The organism is Streptomyces sp. YS415 (assembly GCF_023544665.1).
Lineage (GTDB): Bacteria > Actinomycetota > Actinomycetes > Streptomycetales > Streptomycetaceae > Streptomyces.
Genome location: NZ_JAMJFL010000014.1, coordinates 148,792 through 165,061 on the forward strand (window position 1 = coordinate 148,792; position 16,270 = coordinate 165,061).

The window sequence follows — 16,270 nt, forward strand, 5'->3', positions numbered from 1 at the left end:
CCTGCCCGCACCACCCGAGTCGTCCGGTGGCCAACCCCCACCGGTCCGTAACAGAGAAGGAAGAACCGGCATGTCCGCTCTCCAGACCCTCGCCGCCGAAGGCGTCACCGGCTCCCTCGGCTCCATCGGCTACGGCCTGGCCGCGATCGGCCCCGGCGTCGGCGTCGGCATCATCTTCGGTAACGGCACGCAGGCCCTCGCCCGTCAGCCCGAGGCTGCCGGTCTGATCCGCGCCAACCAGATCCTGGGCTTCGCCTTCTGTGAGGCTCTCGCCCTCATCGGCATCGTTATGCCGTTCGTGTTCGGTAAGTGATCAACCCTTACTGACACGAATCGACGAAAGGCACTGATGTGATCGCCAACCTGGTACAGCTGGCGGCCGAGGAAGAGCAGAACCCGCTCATCCCGCCCGGCCCCGAGCTGCTCGTCGGCACCATCGCCTTCGCCATCGTGTTCTTCTTCTTCTGGAAGAAGCTGCTTCCGAACATCAACAAGGTTCTGGAGGAGCGCCGCGCGGCGATCGAAGGCGGTATCGAAGAGGCCGAGGCCATGAAGGTCGAGGCCCAGAGCGTCCTTGAGCAGTACAAGGCACAGCTCGCCGAGGCCCGGCACGAGGCCGCGCGTCTGCGCCAGGAGGCGCAGGAGCAGGGTGCCGCGCTCATCGCCGAGATGCGTGCGGAAGGCCAGCGGCAGCGCGAGGAGATCGTCGCCGCGGGTCACTCCCAGCTCGACGCCGACCGCAAGGCCGCCGCTTCCGCGCTGCGCCAGGACGTCGGCAAGCTCGCCACCGACCTGGCCGGCAAGCTCGTCGGCGAGTCCCTCGAGGACCACGCCCGCCAGAGCCGTGTCATCGACCGCTTCCTCGACGAGCTCGAGGAGAAGGCCGAGGCCACGCGATGAACGGAGCGAGCCGCGAGGCCCTGGCAGCCGCACGTGAGCGTCTCGACGCGCTGACGGACAACACGTCCGTGGATGCGGCGCAGCTCGCCGGCGAGCTGGCGGCCGTCACCGCGCTGCTCGACCGCGAGGTGTCGCTGCGTCGGGTCCTCACCGACCCGGCGCAGGCCGGTGAGGCCAAGGCCGAGCTGGCCCGGCGGCTGCTCGGCGGCCAGGTCAGCGGCGAGGCCGCCGACCTGCTGGCCGGTCTGGTGCGCTCCCGCTGGTCGCAGTCCCGCGACCTGGTGGACGCGCTGGAGCAGCTGGCGAACACCGCCGACCTCACCGCCGCACAGCGGACGGGCACCCTCGACAACGTCGAGGACGAGCTCTTCCGGTTCGGCCGGATCGTCTCCTCCAGCACCGAGCTGCGTGCCGCGCTGACCAACCGTGCGGCCACCGGTTCGGCCAAGAGCGAGCTGCTGCGCAGCCTGCTCGGCGGACGGGCCGATGCGACCACCGAGCGTCTGGTGACGCGCCTTGTGACCGCGCCGCGTGGACGTAGCCTGGAGACGGGCCTCGAGTCCCTGTCCAAGCTCGCCGCCGACCGCCGGGACCGCATGGTCGCCGTCGTCACCTCGGCGGTACCGCTGAGCGACGGCCAGAAGCAGCGCCTCGGCGCCGCGCTGGCGAAGCTCTACGGCCGCCGGATGCACCTCAACCTCGACGTGGACCCCGCGGTCCTCGGCGGGATCCGGGTGCAGGTCGGTGACGAGGTCATCAACGGCTCCCTCGCGGACCGCATCGAGGACGCCGGCCGCCGACTGGCGAGCTAGCAGCAACTTCATAGCAGTACGTACTTACGACGGCCCTGGTTGGGCCGTACAGAAGAATCCTGGGGGTCGCCCCCAGACCCCCAAAGTGAAACTTCGGGCCCAACAAGGAGAGCAGGGAACCCAGATGGCGGAGCTCACGATCCGGCCGGAGGAGATCCGGGACGCACTGGAGACCTTCGTCCAGTCGTACAAGCCGGACGCGGCCTCGCGCGAGGAGGTCGGTACGGTCACCCTTGCCGGCGACGGCATCGCGAAGGTCGAGGGTCTTCCCTCGGCCATGGCCAACGAACTGCTGAAGTTCGAGGACGGCACCCTCGGCCTCGCGCTCAACCTGGAAGAGCGCGAGATCGGCGCCATCGTCCTCGGTGAGTTCAGCGGCATCGAGGAGGGGCAGCCGGTCTCCCGTACCGGTGAGGTCCTCTCCGTGGCCGTCGGCGAGGGCTACCTCGGCCGTGTCGTCGACCCCCTCGGCAACCCGATCGACGGCCTCGGCGAGATCGAGACCAGCGGCCGACGCGCCCTCGAGCTGCAGGCCCCGGGCGTCATGGCCCGTAAGTCGGTGCACGAGCCGATGGAGACCGGCTACAAGGCCGTCGACGCGATGACCCCGATCGGCCGCGGTCAGCGTCAGCTGATCATCGGCGACCGCCAGACCGGCAAGACCGCCCTGGCCGTCGACACGATCATCAACCAGCGCGACAACTGGCGCTCGGGCGACCCGAAGAAGCAGGTCCGCTGCATCTACGTCGCCATCGGCCAGAAGGGCTCGACGATCGCGTCGGTCCGCCGCGCGCTGGAGGAGAACGGCGCGCTGGAGTACACGACCATCGTCGCCGCCCCGGCGTCCGACCCGGCCGGCTTCAAGTACCTGGCGCCGTACACCGGCTCGGCCATCGGTCAGCAGTGGATGTACGAGGGCAAGCACGTCCTCATCATCTTCGACGACCTGTCGAAGCAGGCGGATGCCTACCGTGCCGTGTCGCTGCTGCTGCGCCGTCCGCCGGGCCGTGAGGCCTACCCGGGTGACGTCTTCTACCTGCACTCCCGTCTGCTGGAGCGCTGCGCGAAGCTCTCCGACGAGATGGGCGCCGGTTCGATGACCGGTCTGCCGATCGTCGAGACCAAGGCCAACGACGTCTCGGCGTTCATCCCGACCAACGTCATCTCCATCACCGACGGCCAGTGCTTCCTGGAGTCGGACCTGTTCAACGCCGGTCAGCGCCCCGCGCTGAACGTCGGTATCTCCGTCTCCCGAGTCGGTGGTTCCGCGCAGCACAAGGCGATGAAGCAGGTGTCCGGCCGTCTGCGCGTGGACCTCGCCCAGTTCCGTGAGCTGGAGGCGTTCGCCGCCTTCGGTTCCGACCTGGACGCCGCGTCGAAGGCGCAGCTGGAGCGCGGTCAGCGCATGGTCGAGCTGCTGAAGCAGGCTCAGTACCAGCCCATGTCCACCGAGGACCAGGTCGTCTCCGTGTGGGCGGGCACCACCGGCAAGATGGACGAGGTGCCGGTCGCCGACATCCGCCGCTTCGAGAAGGAGCTGCTGGAGTACCTGCACCGCAAGGAGCAGGGCCTCATGACCTCCATCAGGGAGGGCGGCAAGCTCTCGGACGACACCCTCACCGCTGTTGCCGACGCGATCGCCGACTTCAAGAAGCAGTTCGAGACCTCGGACGGCAGGCTTCTCGGCGAGGACGCTCCGGCCGCGGCCAAGTGACGTAGGGAAGGGACCTGACTCATGGGAGCCCAGCTCCGGGTCTACAAGCGTCGCATCCGATCCGTCACCGCGACCAAGAAGATCACGAAGGCGATGGAGATGATCGCCGCCTCGCGCGTCGTCAAGGCGCAGCGCAAGGTGGCGGCCTCCACGCCGTACGCGAAGGAACTGACCCGCGCGGTCACGGCGGTCGGTACCGGCTCGAACACCAAGCACCCGCTGACCACCCAGGCCGAGACGGTCACGCGGTCGGCGGTGCTGCTCCTGACGAGCGACCGTGGTCTCGCCGGTGCCTTCAACTCCAACGCCATCAAGGCGGCGGAGCTGCTGACCGAGCGCCTGGAGCGCGAGGGCAAGCAGGTCGACACGTACATCGTCGGCCGGCGTGGTCTGGCGCACTACAACTTCCGTGAGCGCAAGGTCTCGGAGTCGTGGACCGGGTTCACGGACGAGCCGACGTACGCGGACGCCAAGAAGGTCGCGGCGCCGCTCATCGAGGCCATCCAGCAGGACACGGCCGAGGGCGGGGTGGACGAGCTCCACATCGTCTTCACCGAGTTCGTCTCGATGATGACGCAGACGGCGCTCGACGACCGTCTGCTGCCGCTCAGCCTCGAAGAAGTCGCGCAGGAGGCCGCGCCGAAGGGCGAGATCCTCCCGCTGTACGACTTCGAGCCGTCGGCGGAGGACGTCCTCGACGCCCTGCTGCCGCGCTACGTGGAGAGCCGCGTCTACAACGCGCTTCTCCAGTCGGCCGCCTCCAAGCACGCCGCCACGCGGCGTGCGATGAAGTCGGCCACCGACAACGCCGGAGAGCTCATCGAGACGCTCTCCCGGCTTGCGAACGCGGCCCGCCAGGCCGAAATCACCCAGGAAATCAGCGAGATCGTCGGTGGCTCCGCAGCCCTGGCCGACGCGAGCGCGGGGAGTGACAGGTAAATGACGACGACAGTTGAGACGGCCGCTGCCACGGGCCGCGTCGCCCGGGTCATCGGCCCGGTCGTCGACGTGGAGTTCCCCGTCGACGCGATGCCCGAGATTTACAACGCCCTTCACGTCGAGGTGGCCGACCCGGCCAACGCCGGCGAGTTGAAGACGCTGACCCTGGAGGTCGCCCAGCACCTGGGTGACGGCCTGGTGCGCACCATCTCCATGCAGCCCACCGACGGTCTGGTCCGCCAGGCCGCCGTCACCGACACCGGAACGGGCATCAGCGTCCCGGTCGGCGACTTCACCAAGGGCAAGGTGTTCAACACCCTCGGTGAGGTGCTGAACGTCGACGAGACCTACGACGGTGAGCGCTGGACCATCCACCGCAAGGCGCCGAACTTCGACGAGCTCGAGTCGAAGACCGAGATGTTCGAGACCGGCGTCAAGGTCATCGACCTTCTCACCCCGTACGTCAAGGGTGGAAAGATCGGCCTGTTCGGTGGTGCCGGCGTCGGCAAGACGGTGCTCATCCAGGAGATGATCTACCGCGTCGCCAACAACCACGACGGTGTGTCGGTGTTCGCCGGTGTCGGTGAGCGCACCCGTGAGGGCAACGACCTGATCGAGGAGATGTCGGAGTCCGGCGTCATCGACAAGACCGCGCTGGTCTTCGGTCAGATGGACGAGCCCCCGGGCACCCGTCTGCGCGTGGCCCTGGCCGGTCTGACCATGGCGGAGTACTTCCGCGATGTGCAGAAGCAGGACGTGCTGTTCTTCATCGACAACATCTTCCGCTTCACCCAGGCCGGTTCCGAGGTGTCGACCCTGCTCGGCCGGATGCCCTCCGCGGTGGGTTACCAGCCGAACCTGGCCGACGAGATGGGTCTCCTCCAGGAGCGCATCACCTCGACCCGTGGTCACTCGATCACCTCGATGCAGGCGATCTACGTCCCCGCGGACGACCTGACCGACCCGGCCCCGGCCACCACGTTCGCCCACCTCGACGCGACGACGGTTCTCTCCCGTCCGATCTCCGAGAAGGGCATCTACCCGGCCGTGGACCCGCTGGACTCCACGTCCCGCATCCTGGACCCGCGCTACATCGCGCAGGAGCACTACGACGCCGCCATGCGCGTCAAGACGATCCTGCAGAAGTACAAGGACCTCCAGGACATCATCGCGATCCTCGGTATCGACGAGCTCGGCGAGGAGGACAAGCTCGTCGTCCACCGTGCCCGTCGCGTGGAGCGCTTCCTGTCCCAGAACACCCACGTCGCCAAGCAGTTCACCGGCGTCGACGGGTCGGACGTCCCGCTGGACGAGTCGATCACGGCCTTCAACGCGATCTGCGACGGCGAGTACGACCACTTCCCGGAGCAGGCGTTCTTCATGTGCGGTGGTCTTGAGGACCTGAAGAAGAACGCGAAGGAGCTGGGCGTCTCCTGAGCCTCGCGCTCTTGCGGAGGGGGCGGGGCACGTCCCGCCCCCTCCGTCACGCCCACTAGACTTGTAACCAACACCCGGCACAACCGCCGGGTGGTGACCCGAGGAGCCACCCTTGGCTGCTGAGCTGCACGTCGCGCTGGTCGCCGCCGACCGTGAGGTCTGGTCGGGCCAGGCCACCCTGGTCGTCGCGCGCACCACGTCCGGCGACATCGGCGTCATGCCCGGTCACCAGCCGCTGCTCGGTGTGCTGGAGTCGGGCCCGGTGACCATCCGTACGAGTGAAGGTGGAACGGTCGTCGCCGCGGTGCACGGCGGTTTCATCTCGTTCGCGGACGACAAGCTGTCGCTGCTGGCCGAGATCGCCGAGCTGTCGGACGAGATCGATGTCCAGCGCGCGGAGCAGGAGCTGGAGCGCGCGAAGGCGGAGGGCGATGCCCTCGCCGAGCGGCGCGCCGATGTCCGCCTGCGCACCGCGGCGGCGCGCTGACCCCAGCGCGCCCCTGGTGACGTCACTCAGCCGCGGCTGGGACCGGAGCGATCCGGTGCCTGCCGCGGCTGAGGCAGATATGGATGTTTTTTCCGTTCCGTTACCTGATTTGAAGGTACCTAGGAGACGAGGAGGTCGGTGTCGATGGTCCTCGCTCTGACTGTGTGCGGAATCGTCGTGGCCCTCGTGGCGCTGGGACTGTTCGTCTTCGGGCTGCGCCGCAGGCTCATCCAGCGGTCCGGCGGCACCTTCGACTGCTCGCTGCGCTGGGACACCCCGGAGAAGACCGACACCAGCGGCAAGGGCTGGTCCTACGGCGTCGCCCGCTACAACGGCGACCGCATCGAGTGGTACCGGGTCTTCTCCTACGCCTACCGCCCGCGCCGCATCCTGGAGCGCGCCGCGATCGAGGTCGCCGGCCGCCGGCTGCCCGAGGGCGAGGAGGAGCTGGCGCTGCTCTCCGACGCCGTCATCCTGACCTGTATGCACCGGGGCACGCGGCTGGAGCTCGCGATGAGCGAAGACGCGCTGACCGGTTTCCTCGCGTGGCTGGAAGCAGCCCCGCCCGGTCAGCGCGTCAATGTCGCCTAGGTGATCTCTCGGGTGATCTTCGGGTGATCGTTACTTCAGCCCGTTGTTGATCGCGCTCACCAGCTCACCGTTGCCGGTGTCGCCGGAGAACTCCCAGAAGAAGGCACCGCCCAGGCCCTGACTCTTGGCCCAGGCCATCTTGGTTCCGATGGTGGCCGGGGTGTCGTAGGACCACCAGTTGGTGCCGCAGTGGGCGTACGCGGTGCCGCCGACCGTGCCCGTGGCCGGGCAGGAGTTCTTGAGCACCTTGTAGTCCTCGATACCCGCCTCGTAGGTGCCGGGTGCCGCGCCCGTCGCCGTGCCGCCGGGGGCGGACTGGGTGACGCCGGTCCAGCCGCGGCCGTAGAAGCCGATGCCGAGCAGCAGCTTGGCTGCGGGGACGCCCTTGGCCTTGAGCTTGGCTATCGCGTCGGCGGAGGTGAAGCCCGCCTTCGGGATGCCGCTGTACGAGGTGAGCGGGGAGTGCGGGGCGGTGGGGCCGGTCTTGTCCCAGGCGCCGAAGTAGTCGTACGTCATCACGTTGTACCAGTCGAGGTACTGCGCGGCGCCGCCGTAGTCGGCCGCGTCGATCTTGCCGCCGCTGGAGGCGTCGGCGGTGATCGCCGCGGTGATCAGGTAGTTGGAGCCGAACTCGGCACGAAGAGCCTGGGAGAGGTTCTTGAAGGCCGCCGGGCCCGAGGTGTCACAGGTCAGACCGCAGGCGTTCGGGTACTCCCAGTCGATGTCGATGCCGTCGAAGACATCGGCCCAGCGCGGGTCCTCCACGACGGCCTTGCAGGACTTGGCGAACGCGGCGGCGTTCTGCGCGGCCTGGCCGAAGCCGCCGGAGTAGGTCCAGCCGCCGAAGGAGTACAGCACCTTGATGTGCGGGTACTTGGCCTTCAGCTGGCGCAGCTGGTTGAAGTTGCCGCGCAGCGGCTGGTCCCAGGTGTCGGCGACGCCGCTGACGGACTGGTCGGCGGTGTACGCCTTGTCGGTGGCGGCGTAGGCGTCGTCCAGGACGCACTTGCCTTCCTTGACGTTGCCGAAGGCGTAGTTGATGTGCGTGATCTTGGCGGCGGAGCCCGACGTCACCAGGTTCTTGACGTGGTAGTTGCGGCCGTAGACGCCCCACTCGGTGAAGTAGCCGAGGTTGATCTTGGAGCCGGGCTGCGGGTCGGGGTCGGTGGTGCCGCCCGTGGTGCGCACCGCGCGGGCGCCGCTGACCGGGCCGGTCTGGTCGGCGGTGTCCCGGGCCTGCACGCTGTAGGAGTAGTCGGTGCCGGCGGTCAGGCCGGTGTCCGTGTACGTGGTGCCGGTGACCGTGGCGACCTTGGTGCCGCCGCGCAGGACGTCGTAGTTCTTGATGCCCTTGTCGTCGGTGGCCGCGCTCCAGGCGAGCTTCACCGAGGTGTTGGTGATGTCGGAGGCGGTCGGGGTGCCCGGGGCGGAGGGTGCCGCGTCGCCGGGGACCGTCGGGCCTCCGTCACAACTGCCGCCGTTGAGCTTGCAGTTGGTCGGCGAGCCGGAGCCGGTGCCGTTGAAGCCGAAGGAGACGGAGGCGCCGGGGGCGAGGGTGCCGTTCCAGGACTTGTTCTTGGCGGTCCAGTGGTTGCCGGAGGAGGTGACGTCGGCGTCCCAGGCGGAGCCGGCCGTGGTGCCGGAGGGGAAGTCCCACTCGACGGTCCAGGAGGTGATGGTCGTGGTGCCGGTGTTCTTCACCGTCCACTTGCCCTCGAAGCCGGTGCCCCAGTCCTGGGGCTTGGAGTAGGTGGCGGTGGCCTCGGTGGCCGCCTGCGCCGGGCTGGCGAGTCCGACCAGGCCGGCGAAGGGGAGCAACAGCGTCGCGAACCCTGCCGCAACTCTGTGTCTGAAGCGCATGCTGCGCCTCCCTGTCTGGGTAAGAGGGTGATGGGCGCGCTGAGCCTTCACGCCCACGGTGCCGCGAGAATAGAAAGGTCTGGACCACAGGTCAATAGGTCCAGACCAGTTCGGGACAGACGCCCTTACAACCCCAACTCCTGCGCCAGCACCGCCGCTTGCACCCGGCTGCGCAGCTCCAGCTTCCCCAGCAACCGGCTGACGTGCGTCTTCACCGTCGCCTCGGCCATGTCCAGCCGGTGCGCGATGTCCGCGTTGGACAGCCCTTCGCCGAGGCACGACAACACCTCGCGCTCACGCCGGGTCAGCGCGTCGAGCACCGCCGGATCGACCTTCGGCTCCCGTACCGGCTTGGCGGCGAACTCCGCGATCAGCCGCCGGGTGACGGCCGGGGCGACGATCCCCTCGCCCCGCGCGACCGTCCGCACCGCCTCCAGCAGATCCCTGGCGTCGGTGTTCTTCAGCAGGAACCCGGACGCCCCGGCCCGCAGCGCCCCGAACACGTACTCGTCGAGGTCGAAGGTGGTCAGCACGAGCACGTCCGCGAGCCCCTCCCCGACGACCTCCCGGGTGGCCGACACCCCGTCCAGACGCGGCATCTGTACGTCCATCAGCACCAGGTCGGGACGGAGCTCCCGGGCCAGCGCCACCGCCTGCTCGCCGTCCGCCGCCTCACCGACCACCTCGATGTCGGGCGCGCTGCGCAGAATCAGGACGAGCCCGGCACGGACGGCGGACTGGTCCTCGGCGACGAGGACGCGGATCATTCGGGGTCTCCTTGCGGGTGGTCGGTCACGGGAAGCGTGGCGTGCACGGCCCAGATCCGGCCGTCGGGCGCGTCCTCGGGGGCTGCCTCGAAGCTCCCGCCGAGCAGCGCGGCCCGCTCCCGCATCCCGACCAGACCGGCGCCGGAACCGGGAGCGCGCGGGCCGCCACGGTCGCCGTGGGGACTGGTCACGCGGATGCCGAGGACGCCGTCGCGCTGGGCGAGCGTCACCGAGACCCGGCCGGGGGAGGCGTGCTTGAGGGCGTTGGTGAGGGACTCCTGGACGATGCGGTAGGCGGCGAGTTCGACGGGGGCGGGCAGCCGGCCGTGCGCGGCGCCGAGGGTGACGTCGAGGCCGTTGGTGCGGGCGCCCTCCACGAGCGCGGTCAGTCCGTCCAGCGTCGGGGCAGCCGCCGGTTCCAGGTCGCCGCTGCTGTCGCGCAGGATGCCGATGAGCCGGCGCATCTCGGCGAGCCCCTCGACGCTGTTCTCCCGGATGACCGCCAGGGCGTCCTGGGAGGTCTTCGGGTCGTCCAGGGAGAGCGCGGCGGTGGAGTGGATGGCGATGGCGGACAGGTGGTTGGCGACCATGTCGTGCAGTTCCCGGGCCATCCGGGCGCGTTCGGCGGTGACCGCCTGGGCGCGGTCCATCTCGGCGAGCAGCGCGGTCTGTTCGGCGTGCAGCCGGGCGGCCTCGGCGGCGTCGCGGTGGTTGCGCACGATCCAGCCGGTGGCGGCGGGCGTGAACGCCACCAGGCCGATGACCACCCCGATCAGCAGCGCCTCCGGCTCCTGCCACACGGCCAGGGGCACCACCGTGCCGGCCACCGTCAGCAGACCGGTGATCCAGGGCACCCGGCGGGCGGTGCCGGGCGGGCCGTACAGGACGGCCGCGTAGATGAGGTCCGTGAACATCACGACCGTGACCAGGTTGCCCTGGGTGACGACGTCCGCGGTCAGCGCGGCCGTGCCGACGATCACACCCGTACGGGGGCGGGTGCGGCGCAGCAGCTCGCAGGCGGCCATGACGGCGAGCGGCACCAGGACGGGCCAGCGCCCCTCCCACAGCACGATCGGGTCGTCCGCCGTGCGGGTGCCGAGCCCGACGCCCCAGATGAGCAGTCCGCCGAGCAGCCCGGCGACGGCGATGCGCACGTCGTCCGGGTGCGGGCGGGGGAGCGGTACGGCCATGCACCCATCCAACACGGCCCGCGGTCACGCCGCCTGATGCCCCGGGAGGGTCCCGCGCTGCATCTTTCGATGTACGGGCGGTTCGTCACCGCCGACGACGAAAGCGGCGCCCCGGGCCGGGAGCCTGGAAGGGTGACCGAGAGGAGCGTTCCGTGATCGTCGGATTGATCATCGCCTGTGAGGTCGGCTTCTGGGTGCTGCTGGCGCTGGGCCTGGCCGTCCGCTATCTGCTGAAGTGGCGCCGGACCAGCGTGGTGCTGCTGCTGTGCGAGCCGGTGCTGGAGCTGGTCCTGTTCGTCGCCACGGCGATCGACCTGAAGAACGGCGCCGAGCCGAGCTGGGAGCACGGACTGGCGGCGCTCTACATCGGCTACACCGTCGCCTTCGGCCACTACACGATCCGCTGGCTCGACGGCCACGCCGCCCACCGCCTGGCCGGCGCCCCCCGGCCGCCGAAGCCCCCGCGCTACGGCCGCGCCCGCGCCGCCCACGAGGCGAAGCTGTGGCTGCGCGCGGTGTTCGGGGGAGCGGTCGCCCTCGCTCTGCTCCAGCTCGCCGTCTGGTACGTCGGCGAGGACGGCGACGTCAGCTCCCTGCGGTCCTTCCAGTGGGTGGCGATCCGCACGGTCGGCATCTACGGCCTGATCGCCCTCTCCTACACGGTCTTCCCCCGCAAGGAACCCGCGTCAGCGCTCCCCGCCAGGGACCCAGAGCACGTCACCGACGCCGATGTTCGCCGTGCGCGCCAGAATGAAGAGCAGGTCCGATAGCCGGTTGAGGTAGGTCGCGGTGAGCGGATTCATGACCTGTGCGTGGACCTCCATCGCGGCCCACGTGGACCGCTCGGCCCGGCGTACCACCGTGCAGGCCTGGTGGAGCAGGGCCGCGCCCGGGGTGCCGCCGGGGAGGATGAAGGACCGCAGCTTCTCCAGCCGCTCGTTGAAGCGGTCGCAGTCGGCCTCCAGCTTGTCGATGTAGAACTGCTCCACCCGCAGCGGCGGGAACTCCGGGTTCTCCACCACCGGCGTCGACAGGTCCGCGCCCACGTCGAACAGGTCGTTCTGCACCCGGGTGAGGACCTTGACGACCTCCTCGTCGAGGCCGCCCAGCGCGATCGCCGTCCCGATGACCGCGTTCGCCTCATTGGCGTCGGCGTACGCCGAGATCCGCAGATCCGTCTTGGCGACCCGGCTCATGTCGCCGAGAGCGGTGCTGCCCTGGTCGCCGGTCCTGGTGTAGATACGCGTCAGATTGACCATGCGGCCAGCGTAGTCGCGGGGGCCAACTACGCCGTACGGGGCCCGCAATGAGCCGGGCCGGTGTGATGTCCGTCAGATGAGACGTGACTCGCGTTACTAACCGGTCACACACCGCCTCACTCCCGCTAGGGTCCGGCCGAGAGGCACTTAAACAGCGTGTAATGGGGAGTCGCACAGTGGCACGGAAGCTTGCCGTCATCGGCGCCGGCTTGATGGGTTCCGGAATCGCCCAGGTCTCCGCGCAGGCCGGCTGGGACGTCGTTCTGCGCGACGTCACCGACGAGGCCCTGAAGCGCGGCACCGACGGCATCAAGGCCTCGTACGACAAGTTCGTGAGCAAGGGCCGGATGGAGGCGCACGACGCCGACGCCGCCCTCGGCCGGATCACCACCACGACCGATCTGGACGCCGCCGCGGACGCCGACATCGTCGTCGAGGCCGTCTTCGAGAAGCTCGAGGTCAAGCACGAGATCTTCCGGACGCTCGACAAGATCGTGCGCGAGGACGCCGTGCTCGCCTCCAACACCTCCGCCATCCCGATCACCAAGATCGCGGCCGTGACGGAGCGCCCCGAGCGCGTGGTCGGGACCCACTTCTTCTCACCGGTCCCGATGATGCAGCTGTGCGAGCTGGTGCGCGGCTACAAGACCAGCGATGAAACCCTCGCCACCGCGCGGGAGTTCGCCGAGTCCGTCGGCAAGACCTGCATCGTCGTGAACCGGGACGTGGCGGGCTTCGTGACCACCCGGCTCATCTCGGCGCTCGTCGTCGAGGCGGCCAAGCTCTACGAGTCGGGCGTGGCGACCGCCGAGGACATCGACCTCGCCTGCAAGCTGGGCTTCGGCCACGCCATGGGCCCGCTCGCCACGGCGGACCTCACCGGCGTCGACATCCTGCTGCACGCCACCAGCAACATCTACACCGAGTCCCAGGACGAGAAGTTCGCTCCGCCGGAGCTGATGCGCCGGATGGTTGACGCCGGTGACATCGGGCGCAAGAGCGGGCAGGGCTTCTACAAGCACTGAATCCGCACACGCCCCAGGAGCATCACTCCCCGGGGTGAATTCGGTATCGGTTCGCTTACAGACGGCAACCTCTGACCGCTTCCCGCCGTCAGAGGTTGCATCACCGGACACACATCGCGGAGCACGAGACGCACGCCTAGGGGAGCGCTATGCACATCAGGGGCGACCACGCCGAGCTGGTCGTCGGGGGCCGCCTCGACGTCCGCAGCGCGGCGGACGCCCGTACGGTCCTGCACGAGGCCGTCGACGACGGAGTCGGCGATCTGGTGCTGGACCTGTCCGAGCTGGACTCCTGGGACGCCACCGGCCTGGGAGTGATCATGGGAGCGCACCGGCGCGCCGGCCGCTGCGGCAGACGCCTGGTGCTGCGCGGTGTGCCGCCGCAGATGCAACGCCTGCTGGTGGCCACCCGGCTGCACCGGATCCTGGCCATCGAGGGCGGCATCGGGGTGGAGTCACTGCCGCGCGTGTGACGACCGGCACGGGTGGGGAGCAGCGGCCGGACGTTCCGGTCGCGAAGCGCATCACGGGCGCAATCCTCATGAACCTGTGACGTCTCGGGCGGCGCGGTACCCCGGCCTGTCGTAGATACTGTGCGAAGGTTTAGGGTTCGGTCGCCCGCTGCGTGACAACCCTTCGAGCGGGCCCGGACCAGAAGCGACAGCGCGGTGTGCAGCAAGGCCGGGAGGGGCTTCGGCACACGACGCTTTTGGGGGGCTTGAAACCTATGGACCCGAACAGCCGGGGACCTGAGGAGTACGGCCACGACGACGACGCCAACGCGCCGCGTCAGCGCCCGCCCAGGGACCCCCTCACACCCGACTTCGGCCAGCACGCGCCCGCGCTGGCCCGTACCGTCCGGCTCGTCTCGGGCGACTTCCTGGTCACCGTCAATCCGGTCGACGGCAGCGAGATCGAGGCCTGCCCGCCCGGCGAGCGGCCCACCAGGCCCGCCAAGCTCACGGCGGCCGCCCGCGCCGAGGCCGACCGCGCGGCCAGGCCGCCGGTGCCGCCCGGACCGTCCCGGCCGGAGCTTCCCCTGCTGGCCCGCCAGGAGGAGCGCGAACGGCTCGTCCGACTGCTCGCGCGCGGCCGTTCCGTCCGTCTGACCGGCCCCGCCGGATCGGGCCGCACCAGCCTGCTCGACATCGTCGCCGAGGACTGCGCGGACCTGGCCCCCGACGGCGTGGTGCGCCTGAGCGGCTTCCACCGCACGGCGAGCGATCTGCTGTACGACCTGCTCTACGCCGTCTACGACGCACCCCTGCACCGCCCGGATCGGGACGAACTGCTCGCCTGCGTCGGTGAGATCGGAGCGGTCGTCGTCCTCGACGACATCGAGATCGGCGGCGCCGCCCTCGACGAACTGCTCGACGCCACACCCGAGTGCGCGTTCCTGATCGCGGCCACGCCCGAGGTCCCGGCCCCGTCCGCCGACTCCGCGCTCGAAGAGGTCTTCCTCGGCGGGCTGGAGCGCGACACGGGTCTGGAACTGCTGGAGTGCGCCGTCGGCCGTGCGCTGACCGAGGACGAGGCGAACTGGGCGGGCGACCTCTGGTTCGAGTCCGAGGGCCTGCCCCTGCGGTTCGTCCAGGCCGGCGCCCTGCTGCGGCAGCGCGACCAGCAGCGGGCCGGGGCCGGCGCCGTCGACGAGTACGGCGTCTTCGAGGACGCGCTGCCCGCCGACGCGCCCTTCGACCCGTCCCTCGGCGCCGACGACGGCGTCGAGATACCCCTGCCGGCGCTCGGTGAGGCGGCCGCGCCCGCCCCGCTGCTCGCCTCCCGGCTCAGCGCCTCCGCCCGCGCCACGCTGCGCATCGCCGTCGCGCTCGGCGGGGAGGTGCCGGATCAGGCCCATCTGCCCGCCCTGGTCGACGACACCCACGCGGACGCCGCCCTCGGCGAGCTGGCCGCGTGCGGTCTGGTCTCGCCGGTCGGCGCCCGCTACCGCCTCGCGGCGGGCGTACGCACCCAGCTGGCCGCCGCCGGATACGCCGACGACGCCGAGGCCGGTGCCCTGGCCGCCGCCCGGCACTACGCCTGGTGGGCCGGGCATCCCTCGGTCACCCCGGAGCGGGTGTGCGCGGAGGCGGACGCCCTGCTCGCCGCGCTGAGCGTGCTGGTGCCGGCCACCACCGCGCCCCTGGAGGAGGGGGAGGAGAGCCCGGCCGTCCTGCTCGCCCGTACGGCCGCTCCCGCGTTCGCCGCGGGACTGCACTGGAGCGCCTGGGAGCGGACGCTCAGGTCCGGCGCGGAGGCGGCGCGGCTCGCCGGGGACGTGGGTGAACAAGCCTATTTCCACCATGAGCTGGGCATCCTCGCGCTCTGCGGCGGACAGTACGACCGGGCCCGTGCGGAGCTGGAGGCCTCCCTCGGGCTGCGGGGCGCCCTCGCCGACAAGCGGGGCACCGTCGCGGGCCGCCGGGCCCTGGCGCTGGTCGCCGACCGCACCGGCGACACCCCGGGCGTCGGCATCGTGGCGGCCGCGGCCGGCGCGACGGCGGGCGAGGAGGTGTCGGGCGCGCGCTACGAGGAGTCGCAGTCGCCGCCCGGCGGCACCCCGGCGGCCTTCCCGGCGCTGCAGCCGCCCTCCGGCGATCCGTCCCTCGTCATCCACCGCACCCCGGGTCCGGCGCCCTCGCGCAAGGCCGGAGGCGGTCTGAAGGGCCTCGCCAAGCGGAACCTCGTGGCGGCGGGCGCGGGCGCGCTGCTGGTCGCCGTCCTGGGCACCGTGGTGACCCTCGGCGCCACCTCCGACGGTGACGGCGCCACCCCCTCCGACCAGGTGGGCGTCAACCCCTCGGCCAGCCAGGGCGCCGGTGACGGCAGCCTCGGCGCGGACGAGGCGGACGACGGCGAGGGCTCCGGCGACACGGGCACGGCGACGAGCCGCCCGACGGACCCGGGCCCCGACGGCACGTACGGCACCTCCGACGACCCGACGCCCACGCGGACGGCGGAGCCGTCGGACGACCCGAGCGGCACCGAGGATCCGGGCGGGGACCCGACCAAGACCCCGAGCAAGCCGCCGAGTTCGTCGACGAAGCCGCCGTCGACCACGAAGCCGCCGACGTCGCCCACGCCGACCCCGACTCCGACACCGACCCCGACGTCTCCGACGCCTACTCCCACCCCGACCGAGACCGAGCCGTCCACGACACCCTCCACCTCCGACTCGGCCAGCGGTCCCGCCACCTCCAGCGCCCCGGCGGAGGCGAGCAGCTCGGCCGGTGCGCCCGAGAGCCCCAGCACCTCGGCCGACGTCATCTGAGGCCGCGCACGGCACAGG

Annotated in this window: 16 protein-coding genes; 12 read left to right on the forward strand and 4 right to left on the reverse strand. The window is 70.5% G+C overall.

The genetic code is table 11. The annotated features are described in order from the left end of the window. The first annotated feature begins 70 nt into the window (after nt 1-70). The 8 genes from M8H82_RS20050 (at nt 71) to M8H82_RS20085 (ending at nt 6,880) form a co-directional block, all read left to right on the forward strand. Nucleotides 71-313, forward strand: a complete 243-nt coding sequence (locus M8H82_RS20050) for a F0F1 ATP synthase subunit C (protein WP_250075997.1) — start codon at nt 71-73, stop codon at nt 311-313. Nucleotides 314-351: 38 nt separating this feature from the next. Further along, nucleotides 352-900, forward strand: a complete 549-nt coding sequence (locus M8H82_RS20055) for a F0F1 ATP synthase subunit B (protein ID WP_250075999.1) — start codon at nt 352-354, stop codon at nt 898-900. Beyond that, on the forward strand, nt 897-1,712 hold the full coding sequence (locus M8H82_RS20060; RefSeq protein ID WP_250076001.1) for a F0F1 ATP synthase subunit delta: 816 nt from the start codon (nt 897-899) through the stop codon (nt 1,710-1,712). The genes M8H82_RS20055 and M8H82_RS20060 overlap by 4 nt, the downstream gene beginning before the upstream one ends. A 124-nt stretch (nt 1,713-1,836) precedes the next feature. Continuing rightward, nucleotides 1,837-3,426 carry a F0F1 ATP synthase subunit alpha gene (atpA, locus tag M8H82_RS20065; protein WP_250076003.1) on the forward strand — a complete coding sequence of 530 codons (1,590 nt, stop codon included), beginning with the start codon at nt 1,837-1,839 and terminating at the stop codon, nt 3,424-3,426. 21 nt (nt 3,427-3,447) lie between these two features. Then, entirely contained in the window at nt 3,448-4,365 is a 918-nt protein-coding gene (locus M8H82_RS20070; RefSeq protein WP_250076005.1) for a F0F1 ATP synthase subunit gamma, read from the forward strand. Beyond that, nucleotides 4,366-5,802, forward strand: coding sequence for a F0F1 ATP synthase subunit beta (gene atpD, locus M8H82_RS20075; RefSeq protein WP_250076007.1), 1,437 nt, complete (start codon nt 4,366-4,368; stop codon nt 5,800-5,802). A gap of 112 nt (nt 5,803-5,914) precedes the next feature. Then, nucleotides 5,915-6,289 (forward strand): F0F1 ATP synthase subunit epsilon, encoded by a 375-nt coding sequence (locus tag M8H82_RS20080; RefSeq protein ID WP_250076009.1) that lies wholly within the window; start codon nt 5,915-5,917, stop codon nt 6,287-6,289. 144 nt (nt 6,290-6,433) lie between these two features. Further along, nucleotides 6,434-6,880, forward strand: coding sequence for a DUF2550 domain-containing protein (locus M8H82_RS20085; RefSeq protein ID WP_250076011.1), 447 nt, complete (start codon nt 6,434-6,436; stop codon nt 6,878-6,880). A 30-nt stretch (nt 6,881-6,910) separates the two neighbouring features. On the opposite strand, the gene M8H82_RS20090 is transcribed toward M8H82_RS20085, so the two are convergent. The 3 genes from M8H82_RS20090 to M8H82_RS20100 all read right to left on the reverse strand — a co-directional run bounded on the left by M8H82_RS20090 (nt 6,911) and on the right by M8H82_RS20100 (nt 10,697). Then, nucleotides 6,911-8,740 (reverse strand): glycoside hydrolase family 18 chitinase, encoded by a 1,830-nt coding sequence (locus M8H82_RS20090; RefSeq protein WP_250076013.1) that lies wholly within the window; start codon nt 8,738-8,740, stop codon nt 6,911-6,913. A 125-nt stretch (nt 8,741-8,865) separates the two neighbouring features. Next, a complete protein-coding gene (locus M8H82_RS20095) occupies nt 8,866-9,507 on the reverse strand; it encodes a response regulator transcription factor (protein WP_250076018.1) in 642 nt (213 codons plus the stop codon). Further along, nucleotides 9,504-10,697: a sensor histidine kinase gene (locus M8H82_RS20100; protein ID WP_250076021.1), complete on the reverse strand. Its 1,194-nt coding sequence runs from the start codon at nt 10,695-10,697 to the stop codon at nt 9,504-9,506. The genes M8H82_RS20095 and M8H82_RS20100 overlap by 4 nt, the downstream gene beginning before the upstream one ends. A gap of 152 nt (nt 10,698-10,849) precedes the next feature. Here M8H82_RS20100 and M8H82_RS20105 point away from each other — a divergent pair, with 152 nt between their 5' ends. After that, a complete protein-coding gene (locus M8H82_RS20105; protein WP_250076022.1) occupies nt 10,850-11,467 on the forward strand; it encodes a hypothetical protein in 618 nt (205 codons plus the stop codon). Here M8H82_RS20105 and M8H82_RS20110 read toward each other — a convergent pair. After that, complete coding sequence (locus M8H82_RS20110; RefSeq protein WP_250076024.1) at nt 11,384-11,956, reverse strand: cob(I)yrinic acid a,c-diamide adenosyltransferase; 573 nt, start codon at nt 11,954-11,956, stop codon at nt 11,384-11,386. The genes M8H82_RS20105 and M8H82_RS20110 overlap by 84 nt on opposite strands. A gap of 176 nt (nt 11,957-12,132) precedes the next feature. On the opposite strand from M8H82_RS20110, the gene M8H82_RS20115 reads away from it, so the two are divergent. The 3 genes from M8H82_RS20115 to M8H82_RS20125 all read left to right on the forward strand — a co-directional run bounded on the left by M8H82_RS20115 (nt 12,133) and on the right by M8H82_RS20125 (nt 16,252). After that, a complete protein-coding gene (locus tag M8H82_RS20115; protein WP_250076026.1) occupies nt 12,133-12,981 on the forward strand; it encodes a 3-hydroxyacyl-CoA dehydrogenase family protein in 849 nt (282 codons plus the stop codon). A gap of 149 nt (nt 12,982-13,130) precedes the next feature. Next, nucleotides 13,131-13,454 (forward strand): STAS domain-containing protein, encoded by a 324-nt coding sequence (locus M8H82_RS20120; protein WP_250076028.1) that lies wholly within the window; start codon nt 13,131-13,133, stop codon nt 13,452-13,454. Nucleotides 13,455-13,708: 254 nt separating this feature from the next. Beyond that, nucleotides 13,709-16,252, forward strand: a complete 2,544-nt coding sequence (locus M8H82_RS20125) for an ATP-binding protein (RefSeq protein ID WP_250076029.1) — start codon at nt 13,709-13,711, stop codon at nt 16,250-16,252. The last annotated feature ends 18 nt before the right edge of the window (nt 16,253-16,270 follow it).

What these genes read in the sequence shown, in the direction of transcription:
- M8H82_RS20085 (WP_250076011.1), top strand. Translation starts at nt 6,434, where the DNA reads ATGGTCCTCGCTCTGACTGTGTGCGGAATCGTCGTGGCCCTCGTGGCG.
- M8H82_RS20050 (WP_250075997.1), top strand. Translation starts at nt 71, where the DNA reads ATGTCCGCTCTCCAGACCCTCGCCGCCGAAGGCGTCACCGGCTCCCTC.
- M8H82_RS20060 (WP_250076001.1), top strand. Translation starts at nt 897, where the DNA reads ATGAACGGAGCGAGCCGCGAGGCCCTGGCAGCCGCACGTGAGCGTCTC.
- M8H82_RS20095 (WP_250076018.1), bottom strand. Translation starts at nt 9,507, where the DNA reads ATGATCCGCGTCCTCGTCGCCGAGGACCAGTCCGCCGTCCGTGCCGGG.
- M8H82_RS20120 (WP_250076028.1), top strand. Translation starts at nt 13,131, where the DNA reads ATGCACATCAGGGGCGACCACGCCGAGCTGGTCGTCGGGGGCCGCCTC.
- atpA (WP_250076003.1), top strand. Translation starts at nt 1,837, where the DNA reads ATGGCGGAGCTCACGATCCGGCCGGAGGAGATCCGGGACGCACTGGAG.
- atpD (WP_250076007.1), top strand. Translation starts at nt 4,366, where the DNA reads ATGACGACGACAGTTGAGACGGCCGCTGCCACGGGCCGCGTCGCCCGG.
- M8H82_RS20100 (WP_250076021.1), bottom strand. Translation starts at nt 10,697, where the DNA reads ATGGCCGTACCGCTCCCCCGCCCGCACCCGGACGACGTGCGCATCGCC.
- M8H82_RS20070 (WP_250076005.1), top strand. Translation starts at nt 3,448, where the DNA reads ATGGGAGCCCAGCTCCGGGTCTACAAGCGTCGCATCCGATCCGTCACC.
- M8H82_RS20090 (WP_250076013.1), bottom strand. Translation starts at nt 8,740, where the DNA reads ATGCGCTTCAGACACAGAGTTGCGGCAGGGTTCGCGACGCTGTTGCTC.
- M8H82_RS20110 (WP_250076024.1), bottom strand. Translation starts at nt 11,956, where the DNA reads ATGGTCAATCTGACGCGTATCTACACCAGGACCGGCGACCAGGGCAGC.
- M8H82_RS20125 (WP_250076029.1), top strand. Translation starts at nt 13,709, where the DNA reads ATGGACCCGAACAGCCGGGGACCTGAGGAGTACGGCCACGACGACGAC.